General features: G+C 44.0%; 8 protein-coding genes. 2 read left to right on the top strand and 6 right to left on the bottom strand.

What is annotated here, in order from left to right:
- Positions 1-93: 93 nt before the first annotated feature.
- The 3 genes from nrdJ to WKK05_RS35925 all read right to left on the bottom strand — a co-directional run bounded on the left by nrdJ (position 94) and on the right by WKK05_RS35925 (position 6,788).
- Positions 94-2,394: a ribonucleoside-triphosphate reductase, adenosylcobalamin-dependent gene (gene nrdJ, locus WKK05_RS35935; RefSeq protein ID WP_341527722.1), complete on the bottom strand. Its 2,301-nt coding sequence runs from the start codon at positions 2,392-2,394 to the stop codon at positions 94-96.
- Between the two features lie 716 nt (positions 2,395-3,110).
- Positions 3,111-6,461 (bottom strand): tetratricopeptide repeat protein, encoded by a 3,351-nt coding sequence (locus tag WKK05_RS35930; RefSeq protein ID WP_341527721.1) that lies wholly within the window; start codon positions 6,459-6,461, stop codon positions 3,111-3,113.
- On the bottom strand, positions 6,462-6,788 hold the full coding sequence (locus WKK05_RS35925; RefSeq protein ID WP_341527720.1) for a hypothetical protein: 327 nt from the start codon (positions 6,786-6,788) through the stop codon (positions 6,462-6,464).
- A 197-nt stretch (positions 6,789-6,985) separates the two neighbouring features.
- On the opposite strand from WKK05_RS35925, the gene WKK05_RS35920 reads away from it, so the two are divergent.
- The gene (locus tag WKK05_RS35920; protein ID WP_341527719.1) at positions 6,986-7,570 is read left to right on the top strand and encodes an Npun_F5749 family FMN-dependent PPOX-type flavoprotein; all 585 of its coding nucleotides are present in this window, start codon (positions 6,986-6,988) and stop codon (positions 7,568-7,570) included.
- A gap of 160 nt (positions 7,571-7,730) precedes the next feature.
- Here the strand turns inward: WKK05_RS35920 and cysE are convergent, their stop codons facing one another.
- From cysE to WKK05_RS35905, 3 genes are all read right to left on the bottom strand, one after another.
- Positions 7,731-8,495, bottom strand: a complete 765-nt coding sequence (gene cysE / locus WKK05_RS35915; protein ID WP_341527718.1) for a serine O-acetyltransferase — start codon at positions 8,493-8,495, stop codon at positions 7,731-7,733.
- A gap of 167 nt (positions 8,496-8,662) precedes the next feature.
- The gene (locus WKK05_RS35910) at positions 8,663-9,154 is read right to left on the bottom strand and encodes a hypothetical protein (protein ID WP_341527717.1); all 492 of its coding nucleotides are present in this window, start codon (positions 9,152-9,154) and stop codon (positions 8,663-8,665) included.
- 247 nt (positions 9,155-9,401) lie between these two features.
- Positions 9,402-11,063, bottom strand: coding sequence for a DUF3352 domain-containing protein (locus WKK05_RS35905; protein WP_341527716.1), 1,662 nt, complete (start codon positions 11,061-11,063; stop codon positions 9,402-9,404).
- Between the two features lie 245 nt (positions 11,064-11,308).
- On the opposite strand from WKK05_RS35905, the gene WKK05_RS35900 reads away from it, so the two are divergent.
- Positions 11,309-11,668 carry a rhodanese-like domain-containing protein gene (locus WKK05_RS35900; RefSeq protein WP_341527715.1) on the top strand — a complete coding sequence of 120 codons (360 nt, stop codon included), beginning with the start codon at positions 11,309-11,311 and terminating at the stop codon, positions 11,666-11,668.
- Positions 11,669-12,004: the final 336 nt, after the last annotated feature.

Genomic DNA, 12,004 nt, shown 5'->3' with positions numbered 1-12,004 from the left:
CCGCTTGTCGTAAAGCCTGCGCCATAGCTGCGCTTAGGGCGCAGCCTCTCGTAGAGAAGTGTTGTCAGTCCTTAGTCTCTAGCCCCTAGTCCCTTATGATACTGGTTGCTGATCAGGAAACATACACTTATCAGAGTCACAGCCACTAGGGCCAGCTTCTGACAATTCACCTGCATCGTAGCGGCTTAAGGCTGCACAGAAATCATCGGTTTTGCGTCGCGCTTTGACTTCTTGACTCAAACGGTCATAAGTTTGTTTATCTATTGGTTCAAAGGGCAAACGCGGGAATGATTGCAAATCGTCAAAACGGGCTAAAAGCGCCGCTGAAATATAGCCATCATTATTTTGGATGGCTTCGTAAATTTTTTGGCCAAGAGGTTCTATTTCATGAGAACGTAGTTCTAACGTAGCAGATGTGTTATGAGTCACGTACCAACGCTGAACCTGGAGGACAAAATCGAATTGAGCTAAGACAGAAAATTTAGATACATCGATTTTATCAGCGCCTGGTAAGTCAGCCCAAGTTACGGAAACAGGGATTTCTACTAGCCATTCACTGACTCGTGGATCAAAGGGATCGTGGAGTAGATTCCCCTGTTCATCTTTGTCAGATTGAGAGGGTATGACATTGTAACCGTAGTCAATACAAGCTAAGGCTACTGGGTCATTTTTACCGAAGGTGATCCGCCGAATAAATCTTTGGGCTTTCGGGGGATGCCATCCTGAACTAGCATTAGTTAATAAAGCCTTAGTGCCACTAGGTTGGACTGTGGTGCAGCGATTTGGACGTTTAAGATCATGGCGATCGCAATAATCCCAAACTACCCGTTGTACAGTATCTCTCCAAAAAGTTAAGTATTTTTCTTCTTGGTGTTTAAAAGCCAATCCCTGTTCAGTTTCAGGTCTTCCTTCTGCCCACCAACGCAGCCAATCAACGCCAAAAGCATGAACAAAGAAATCAAATAAACCTGTGAAAGAAACACCTACAATTGGGTCTAGTTCTCGGCTTTGCTGGTAACGGGGTTCCAGGAATTTATGGTTTAAAAGTGCTGCTACAGATAGTGCGCCGGCGGTAAAAGCCTGTTCTTGTTCTTTATAGTTAAGTGGATCAATTTGATTAAGGTGAACTTCAGACAAATTGCAGTGGAAATTGCTACCGATAATCTCTCCGCAAGGATTTAAACCATAGCGAGCCAAACGATGTTCCACCTCACTAGCATCAAGTTGCGGATGATGTTCTTGCAACCACTGTTTTGCTGTTCCTTGCTCGTAAGATTTGAGAAAATCAGCTTTTATTGCTGGTGTTAACAGTAAATCACAGTTAGCTCTGGCTACGGCTTCACCAGCCCATTGAATCGCTCCTTCACCGCTGTAGTATTGTTTACGTACAGCTTCAATAGATTCTTCTAAGGTTGGTTTACGGTGAAAAACTCTGGTGTGGTTTGCCATCCTTAGCGCATCACGCTCTGGATCAATTCGCCAATTGCCATTTTCATCCTGCTGCCATAAATTGTCTTTGGCTGTGGCTCCTGGTTGATCATCAGCAGTAAACTGACGCATTCCCGCACTTCTTCGGATATTGCCTGCAACAATTGTTACAGCAGCTTGGTCTATTAATAAACAGCATTCAACTGAGTTTAATTGTCTTCCTACAGCTTTATTGAGAATAGATGCACAATTTTGGTAGAGTCCAGGCAATTTCACGGGATTAGCAACTCCTCCAAAGCCGTTAAGAGTTTCTCCTGCTTGACGGACATCGCTAATATCTACTAATACTTCAACTTCTCCAGTAAATTGTTCGTCAGTAGAGAGTTCTAACAATGTTTGATAGGATTCAACCCAACCTTCACGGCTATCACCAACGTGAATAGTGACGGTATTGCCTTCTATATGGGTTTGAGTATATTCACGACGTAGCTGTTTAGAAGTACTACCAATTTCACCTTGTACAGATATATTGAGGCGATTGCGGATTGGAGGCAACTGGTTTATGTATTGTGGTTCGATGATGGCTCCAGTACCACAGCCCATCATTGCTAGATCCATCATCAATCCGAAAGCAGCCCAGTCTTCTAGATTAGTAGAAGTGCAGTTATAAGCCCCAGAAAAGTTTTTTGGCTTGGTTATCCAGTCTGTACCACCAACCCATAACCAGCGTCCACTGGGCATAGCTTTTAAGTTTCGCTGCATTTGATTTAGTATGGCAACTTCTTCTGGGCAGAAGTTCCCTAACTTGATTAAACCTTGCAGGGTGCGATCGCATACCTCATCCCATGTTTCTCTTAACCCTGCCGCTGTACGGCGGCTATAGGTTCTAAAAAATACGGGATTAGCAGCAGGGGCAGTCTCAGGAAAATTTGCTCTCTGGCGTTTTCGTTCAAGCTCTCGAACCATAAGTCAAGTGTCTTGCGTTCTTGTTGCGTGCGGACAGATTATGACTATACGCCAAGTAGTTTTAGTATTAAAGATTGTCAAATTGCCCACTTTGCGCTAAGTCACATTTGTACTAATTGCAACATAATTTTATGATGTATAATGTCTTTCACTCAGAGGAAAGCTCATATATTAAGTTGCAATTAAAACATTATCAGCAACAGTATAAGGAGTAAATTCTTTCTATACTCCTATAGTTATAAAGTAAAGTTATGGAAATATCCGCCTAATATTAATTCGTAATTGCGATCGCTTGGTGTAGAGATTCTGAATTCTGTTGCTTTTGAACAGGGAGCCATATTGCCTAATCACAAAGACGCGATTTATCGCGTCTCTTGCCTTAACCGAACAACATTGCGAGGTTCACGAATGAAGCTCCGAGGTTCACAAATGAAGCTCAAAGGTTCACGAACGAAGCTCCGAGGTTCATCAACGAAGCTCAAAGGTTCACGAACGAAGCTCCGAGGTTCATTAACGGAGTTCAAAGACTCATTCACGAGTATAAAAGACTCATACACGAGTATCAAAGACTCGTCCGCGAGTATAAAAGACTCATTCACGAGTATTAAAGACTCATTACAGCAATTTTCATTTATTTAGAAAACACTCTCGCGTTCTTCTTTGCGTCTTTGCGCCTTTGTGTGAGATAAAAAATCTTTTGTTGCTGTAATTACGAATTACGAATTACGAATTACCCTATCAAAACTTGCACTCACACTTTCAACCTGTGGTAACTTCAATCGCTGCAAAATCTCTAAAGCTGGTTGCAAATAGGATATCGCTTTAGTGTATTCACCCTGCTGTTCTGCCAAATCTCCTAACCTCCACAAAGTCATTGCTTTGCCTTGGACATTACCAATGCGTTCATTTATTTCCAAAGATTGATTGAAAAGTGTGATCGCTTCATCCACTTTCCTTTCGTTGGCGTAGATCATTCCCAGACAGTGCAACGTCGCCGCTTTGCCTTGGACATTACCAATGCGTTCTTTTATTTCCAAAGACTGGTTGTAGAGTGCGATTGCTTGCTCCACTTCCCCTTTATTGGCGTAGATATTCGCCAGACAGTGCAATGTCGCCGCTTTGCCTTGGACATTACCAGTGCATTCATTTATTTCCAAAGATTGATTGAAAAGTGCGATCGCTTCTTCTACTTCCCCTTTCTTAGCGTATACAATTCCCAGTTGGCTTAAAGTCGCCGCTTTGCCTTGGACATTCCCAGTGCATTCATTTATTTCCAAAGACTGATTGTAGAGCGCGATCGCTTCTTCTACTTCTCCTTTCTTAGCGTAGATACCTGCTAGTTGGTGTAACGTCGCCGCTTTGCCTCGGACATTACCAATGCCTTCTTTTATTTCCAAAGACTGATTGTAGAGTGCGATCGCTTCTTCTACTTCCCCTTTGTTAACGTAGATATTCGCCAGACAGTGCAACGTCGCCGCTTTGCCTTGGACATCTCCAATGCGTTCATCAATTTCAAGGACTTGATTGTAGAGTGCGATTGCTTCATCTACTTCCCCTTTGTCGGCTTTCAGTATCCCAAAATAATGATAAATTGATGCTAATTCTTGTTCGTCTTCTGCGGGACAAAGATTTAAAGCTTGTTCGTAATAGTTTAATGCTTGATCAACCTCACCTAGTTGGTGTTCACAAAAAGCCATTTCTTTGAGAACACTATGGTTTTTAGTAATTTCTAAGGTTGATTTGCACAGATGTATTGCTTCCCGAAATCGACTTTGATTCCGCAAGTGTTCCGCCAATGAATTAGCTATTTTCGCCGCAATTTCTCCATCTTTCCCCAACAACCCCAACCGATGAATTTCTAACTTTTGTGCCTCTGTAGCAGTTTCCGCCTCTTCCCACCACAGACGATACAAAATTTGTGCAGCTTGTTTATACAACTCTTCACCCTTGGGGTTTTCTGGAAACTCTAGCAACGGTGACAAAATCCGGGGAACACGATGCAACCTCTCTTTGTTGTTGGTGAGGGTAACTTCCAACAAACCCAAAATTTCAGCGCGTTGAACATGACTTTCCCAACTTGAGATATCCTCACAAATCGGGGAAATAGCAGCTTGAGGAACAGGTAACTCATACACCAACAACTTCCCCAGCATTTGACGCAAAGCTGGAGTTTGCTGCTTCAGCAATTCCTCAGCCAAAATATCCTCACGAAATTCCTTTTCCTTATCTGCCATCTTTTGCAGAATCATCTCAACTCCCCTCTCCGCTTCCGGCGAGTTCTGGGAATTTTGCAAAATCTTATCTAACCATTCCAACAGCCGAGGATTTCCATCTGCTGCTTGTTTGGCACGTTCCGGCAAATCTGGCTGAAATTGCCAACTGCCATTAAACGAATTGAGACGATTATACTTTTTAATTAAATCTGCCCCACCCAAAGCGCCCAGAGGTTCGCGGTACAGACGATGATTCAGTTCCGACAATGTGAAATTGTAGCGACAGGTAATAATTACCTTGTGGGGAAGTTGGGAATTTTGAATCGCCTTCAGCAACGCCAGCAGTACATCCACAACTTGTGGTTGCAAGACATAAACCCCATTTCGTAAATCAAAATTTGCCTCAAAGTCATCCAGCACAAAGGCAAAGCGCTGTTCTTTGGAATTGAGTCCTTCTGTGAAAAACTTGGTGAGGCGCTGCATCAACGGTAACTTGCCATTGAGAATTTCATGCCCCCGTTCCGAGGTACATTGTTCAGCAAGGGTTTTGAGCAGTTTGTCCTCATCCAGTTGCCGAAAGTTCACCAGCCTGTGATAGCCAACCATCCTTTCCAGAAGTCGCGCCGTCACAGTACTCTTACCCACACCCCCCAGTCCGTGAATTAGTACCCCTAATGAAGTGCGAATAGCTTTGAGACAACGTTGCAAAGTCCGCCGTCTGCCAACAAACTCAGAGGGTTTCGCCACCCGCACCTGTTGGGTATCGGGATCTAAAAACAGTTCATAAGCAGGTTCCGGCGCTGAGGGTGGCACATCTCCCAACACTTCCACCAACGCACCGGGACATTCTCCCTGGACATATAACCGCAACAAATGCCAGTCACGCACATTCTGTTGAAACAACTGCTGGTAAGTGCTAGCGAGTGCTTCAGCTAATTGATATCCGGCTGCCAATTTGCCGTAGAGGTGCGCGGCGGCGGCTGTCGCTGTCCGATCTTCCACAGGCCGCCCCCAACTTAAAACCGCCTTAGCCCCTTGTGCAATAAGTGCCTCAGCCATTGAAGGGACAGCCCCTTTATCTGGTGCTTGTCCAGTCCGACACCCAGACAAAAACACCAACTTGGGAAAGCGAAACCGGAAGACTTCGGCCAGTTCTGCGGCTGTGGTTTCGTGGCGATCGCCGATTTCCGTCTCCGTAATAAAGTAAGGCGTGTAAGGTGCTTCATCTTTAATTGAGGCGTGTCCTGTGAGGTGAAACACATCAAAGTCATTAAAATAGCGACTCCACACCTTACCCAACTCGCTAACGCAACCGCTTTCTTCCACCCGCAAATCTACAGCAAAATCTCGCGTATCAGCCAGAATTCTCGCCTCTTCCTGTTCAAACTCTAACTTTGGTTGCACATCTTCCGGGTCGGTTGCCATAAACAATACTCGCAATTGTCGTGCTTCCACAGAAAACCCTGCCGTTTCTTTCTCAATCCAGCGCAGAGGTAATACCACTGGATTAACCCGTTTGACCAAAAAATCCTTATCATCATGCAGCACTTCCCAAGGTAGATGTGCCAATTTTTTATCAGTATCAATGGCAATTACCAACCCCTCACCGCGACAGTTAGCAATTCCCCGACTCAACCAGCGTCCATCGCCATCCAACCAAAAAAATAACTGCTGCCCGATTCCTGGTAAATTGGGCAGCAGTCTATAGTAATCTCGTTCACCTTGCTTGAGGAAATCAGCGATTTCTGCTAATTTCAGACGACGTGATTCATAGTGATTATTTTGAGGTAGCCAATACCTGAGTTCAACTGTTTCCTGCGTACTTTCCCGAAGTTGAATGCGGATAGTTTGCACTTATTTGCTGATAGATTTGAGGATTTCCGTGATTTCCTCTATAGTAGCTTCTTCGAGTAAAATCCTGTTTCCAGTATCAGGGTCAAGAATTACCACATCAAATTGCTTCCCTGGATGAGATTTATGCCATTCTTGATACCATTTGCGGATTTGTTCAGCTAAAGCCGCAACACCTCCCACAATGCCGACAATGGTAGCAATAGCTGCTAGAGTCCCCTCTCTTTGCGTCGGCACTTCATAGCTTCCCGATATTCCAGGAATTTCTAGCAAAGCCTCGGCTGCTGCTGGTGCGCCTTCACCCTCAATACCGATTTGAATTTGTGCCATTAAGTTACCTACGAATTTATACAGTATTTTTATCTCACGCAAAGGCGCAAAGACGCAAAGAGGATTACAAAATTATCTACTTTGTGTTGTACCAATTGTCTAAAATAAAGCAACAGACGCAAACCTGGAAACCCAGATTAAATCTGACTTTCAAAAATTACGAATTACGAATTACGAATTACAAATTACAAATTAATATGTCTCTTGCTCCTTGGCGAAGTGCGATCGCCCATGCTCTCCATCGAAATCGCAGCCTTGTTTACGCCCGCTACCTGCAACTAGCAACAGTGCAGACAAACGGTCGTCCTGCTAATCGTACCCTCGTCTTTCGTGGTTTTCTAGAAGATACTAACCAGCTAAAATTCATCACCGATACCCGAAGCGCCAAAGTTGACCAGATACAACAGCAATCTTGGGCAGAAGTTTGCTGGTATTTCCCCAATACACGCGAACAATTTCGCATAGCTGGCTGTTTAACCTTAGTAGACGGTGATAATTCTCACCCAGAACTACAGCCTGCCCGTATAAATATATGGCAAGAAATCAGTGATGCGGCGCGTTTACAGTTTGCTTGGCCTGATCCTGGTAAACCCAGAGTTCAAGAACCAGAAGCCTTTGCACCACCATCACCCGATTCCGCCCAGCCAGTGCCTAACTTTTCCCTACTACTACTCGATCCAGACGAGGTAGATCATTTAGAGTTGCGCGGCGAACCACAAAATCGATGGCTCTACAGCCGCGACAAAGACCAAAGTTGGTCTACCCAAGCAATTAATCCATGATTTTGTGAGTCAAGGGTCAAGGGTCAAGAGTCAAGGGTCAGTATTTATTCCTCTTGTCTCCTGTCCCCCTGCCCCTACTCAATGCACAGACAGGATTAATGAGCCAGCGCGTTGCGGGGGTTCCCCCCGTTGTAGCGACTGGCGTCGCGTCTCCACTGTTTTAGATGCCAGCACCATCTAAAAACTCCTGTATTGCCTTATCTCTGAGATGGCACCGAGGAGTATCTTGTGGTGAATCATCCTCTTTAGCAGCTAAATTACCCGCGAATACAGGAGTTTTTGTAGAAGAACCAAGTTGCTGAAGTGCTTGTATTTGTTCTTCCAGCACCTCGATCCGGTCAACTAAAACGCGAATAACTTCAGCTTCCGAATCTGGTAAGTTGTTGTGTTCTAAAGGAGCAACCCGGACTCCAGAACGATAGATAATGCGACCGGGTACGCCTACCACTGTGCAATTAGAAGGAACGTCCCGCAAAACAACTGACCCAGCACCAATGCGGACATTGTTACCAATTTGGAGATTGCCCAATACCTTCGCGCCAGCTCCGACCACGACATTTTCACCTAAAGTAGGATGTCGCTTGCCGCTTTGTTTCCCAGTCCCTCCGAGAGTGACACCTTGATAAATCAGGGCATAGTCGCCCACGATCGCAGTTTCACCAATTACTACGCCCATTCCGTGGTCGATGAACACACCATAACCGATTGTTGCACCTGGGTGAATTTCAATTCCGGTCAAAAATCGAGCTATGTGAGAAATTAGGCGAGGGAAAAAGGGAATACCAATACAATGTAACCAGTGAGCTAGCCGATGGAATAGCAGGGCTTGCAAACCGGGGTAACAAAACAAAACTTCCAACCAATTACGGGCGGCTGGGTCACGTTCAAAGATAATGCGGAAATCAGCACGCAAAGTAGATAGCACGAGATAGTACCCTCGGAAAGCAAAACGAGCTACTATCCCATATTATCGTCCCAGGTGTTATCTAAGATTGGGGATTGGGGATTGGGTACTGGGGCATTGATAAATAGCCAGTAGTTATTCTTGTTTCCCTTCCTAGTCCCCAGTCACCAGTCCCTAGTCCCCAGAGCCTACAACTGCTCTATTGTCAAAGTATAGTTACGCTTGACTTCTGGATTAAATGTACCTACCCAAATCCGATAGGTGCCACTTTTCCAGTTGCTATCGTCTACACTTGCGTCTTTATTTTTACCAGTATCATCGCCACAACGAATCGTTGTTTTATCTGGGCCTTGGATGAGTAAAGTGGTATCAGATCCATCGCTGTTGACTTTAACTTTTAAGCGGGAAAAGGGCTTTTCCAAGACCATGACGTAATCTGGTGTGGGATCAGCATAACCGATACAGGGGTTTTTCTGCTGATCGCGGCTACTAACAGTAGATAAGGAGTAAGAACCCCCTGTATAACCTGAAAATATTCCTTTTTCTGGCTCAAAGCCTTGCGATAAGCGGAATGTGCCAAAGTTTGCTGTTTGTGCGATCGCAGGGGTAGCTGTTATAGCGGAAAGTATAGCTAACAGCCAACCGCCGCGCAATTTAAGTCGGGGGCGATGGTGCTTCATAGTAGCCCTCTAAAAGGCTGTTATAGTTATTATATATACATATTTTAGTGCATAAAAACACGTATAACCTCCGTCTATGTGCCACATTCAAAGGTGACGGTATTAATAGTTTTGTAAGTAGAGACGCGATTATATTCTTACGAGAAGCCGCTCTTCGAGCGTCTACGCGTCTGTGCAAGGAGTGGGGGAGAAGGAGAATAATTGCGGACAAATGATCTATGCCCTATGCCCTATGCCCAGTTCAATATCACGAGTCATGGAGTTGGAAAAAGACACCGCCTTTTAGTAATCCTGTATCAATGCTATAACTGCTGGCTGTGAGCGATCGCAAATTTTCAAAAAATGGTCTACCGAATACTTCCAGCAGTTTTAGAGCAGGTAGCTGACGCTCTAACAGATTCTGGCTCTTTGTCCAGTCAAGATAGATATAGCCTTGGTTCGGTTGCGGAATAGCAGCGATACTATCTTTAAAATTAGGATTGTCAATTAGGGAATTGTCCTTGGCTGTGAGGATTTCATCCATCGTCTCTAAGTCAGAAGTGAAAATTTCGTAATTGCCTAGAGATGTATGCACTCCCTGAACTTTTGCCTCAATACTAAGCGATGGTCGCTCTTTGGCATTGGGTTGTTTAGTAGCAGTGACTAACTCTGTCCAAGCAGAGATTTTTTGCTTGTTGAGGGTAATAGGACTAATACTGAGTCCGTTTGATGAAGCGATCGCATCCAAACGAGAAACGCCCTGTTCTACACTATCGGATTTTTCCGCAACAAAAATCCAGTGAGGATTTGTTTGCTCTTTCTCAGGTAATAATGCGATCGCATATTCTCCTTGCACCCAACTGAAGATATCATCGGGCAAGTTGATGCCCCAGCGTTTTTGAATATCCACCAAGGGTTTTGCTAATCGAGAAATTGCACCTTCTTCTGAACCATATATAGTCGCTGTAAGTTGTTTCCAGAGTTTGGCTAAATCGCTGTTACCCAAATTGCTCAAATTCGAGCCGGAAATTGCCAAACCTGCTGTTGCTGGAATATACTGCAATGCCCCTACAGGTTTAGACAATGCTGGGGATGCAGGAATTATTTCTGATGAAGTTAGAAAGGCAGTTTCTGCAAGCAACCCTTTAGGATTTAATGCTAAGGAAATAATTTGGCTGTTATAAGTTTGCTCTGGCAGTTCTAACCCTTGCCATTTAGCGACGATAGGAAGATTCAAGAAAGCTACAGCTAAACTACCTTTGGGTAGTTGTTTGCTAGCTTTTTGGTATTCGGGGAAGCTATTCAAATTTAGTTCAGGAGCTTGGACGTTATTGATGGCATCTCGTAGCACTTTGGGGTCGTTGGCGAATAATACAAAGTCTTCGCCGACAACTGCACCTGCAAGCGAGTCTTGCTCTGACTGAGAATTGTCATAAATCAGTTTGATGCCTTTATACTGCTCAACAGCTAAGTTTGCCCCAGCTAATGCGCGTTTGGAAAATAACAACTCGACAAACTCGCGACTTTTCTCTGGTTTTTCAGTAGCGAGTGCCATGAGATACCCTGGCTGCTGTCCGTTTGCGGGGTCACGATCAATATCTAAAGTAGTTATGGCTAGTGTAATTTCGCTTCCTAGCCAGGGTTTAATATCTTGTTGATAATCTATACCACTCTTAGATAAGAAACTAGTTTTGAGCTTAGACAGTTCCCCTTCACGCTCCAAAGCCTGTAATCGATCAGGATTTACCAGTAAGGAAGTCATCACAGGGGCAAGTTTCGACACGAATATGGCAGCACCTGGTTGAGAAGTCGAGGCAATGAGGCTAGCTGGACTTTTGGCGAAAAACCAGTAAAAGCCAGCGATAACAACCACTAGTAGCGCGATCGCACCGGCCACTAAGAAACCAAAGAATGAGCGTTGCCTGTTCACATTAGACCTACTAAATACAAAAGTTGTCGCTAATTTCCTGTATCTACAGGAGCATGAGAGCGGTTATCTCTTTACAGACTTATCTGATGCCAAACTGAGGACATCTATCTTAGACCCGTTTGGACAATGGCATTTTTTGTTAATATCCGCACCCTAAACAAAGGTAACTAATAAGAATGGATGCTGATGCTAGGGTACAGATTTTCTGTCAACATAAATAATATATGATTGTTTACAAAAACCTTATGACTGACAAATCTTTTGGTCAAGCTATTACCCAAATTAGTGTAGAAGAACTCGCACAACGTCTCTCTTCTAATGAGCCAAGTATTCAACTAGTGGATGTGCGCGAACCACAAGAAGTAGCGATCGCCAATATTGAGGGTTTTGTCAATCTACCCCTAAGTCAATTTGCCGAATGGGGTGATCAAGTACCTACACGCCTTGATCCCCAAGCTGAAACCCTTGTGCTGTGTCACCACGGCGTCCGCTCTGCTCAGATGTGTCAGTGGTTAGTTGCTCAAGGATTTACAAATGTTAAAAATATTGCTGGCGGTATTGATGCTTATTCCCAATTAATTGACGCTTCAATTCCTCAATATTAGTCAAGTGAGTGTGTATAGTTTGGCTGGAACTTACTTATCCAGCTAACTTTTGCTATTCTGAAACATAGCAGTACATTAGTTCGGGGCTTTATGTGTAAAGCTTGGCATTTTCACCACTGGGTAAATACTCACGGTAATTTTTGTCCCTAATCTACTTGTAAATTGAAGAAAATTACGTATTCAATGATACTCTTTTTAGTAAATTCTTATGGAATAATACGGTTATAAAGCTGCTTAGTTTTAGATTAAAATCAACAGATTTTCCAGCAGTAATAAAATTTTGTTTAAAGCACACTTCCACAAAATTTTTGACATGAACTTTAAATTCTCTTATCA

The organism is Nostoc sp. UHCC 0302, from assembly GCF_038096175.1.
In the GTDB taxonomy this organism is placed as follows: Bacteria; Cyanobacteriota; Cyanobacteriia; order Cyanobacteriales; family Nostocaceae; genus UHCC-0302.
The sequence above is the reverse complement of the archived record's forward strand: the minus strand, read 5'-3'. Positions and strand labels throughout refer to the sequence as shown.

Coding starts and splice junctions, on each gene's coding strand:
- WKK05_RS35920 (WP_341527719.1), top strand. CDS start 6,986: ATGTCTCTTGCTCCTTGGCGAAGTGCGATCGCCCATGCTCTCCATCGA.
- nrdJ (WP_341527722.1), bottom strand. CDS start 2,394: ATGGTTCGAGAGCTTGAACGAAAACGCCAGAGAGCAAATTTTCCTGAG.
- WKK05_RS35910 (WP_341527717.1), bottom strand. CDS start 9,154: ATGAAGCACCATCGCCCCCGACTTAAATTGCGCGGCGGTTGGCTGTTA.
- WKK05_RS35925 (WP_341527720.1), bottom strand. CDS start 6,788: ATGGCACAAATTCAAATCGGTATTGAGGGTGAAGGCGCACCAGCAGCA.
- WKK05_RS35900 (WP_341527715.1), top strand. CDS start 11,309: ATGACTGACAAATCTTTTGGTCAAGCTATTACCCAAATTAGTGTAGAA.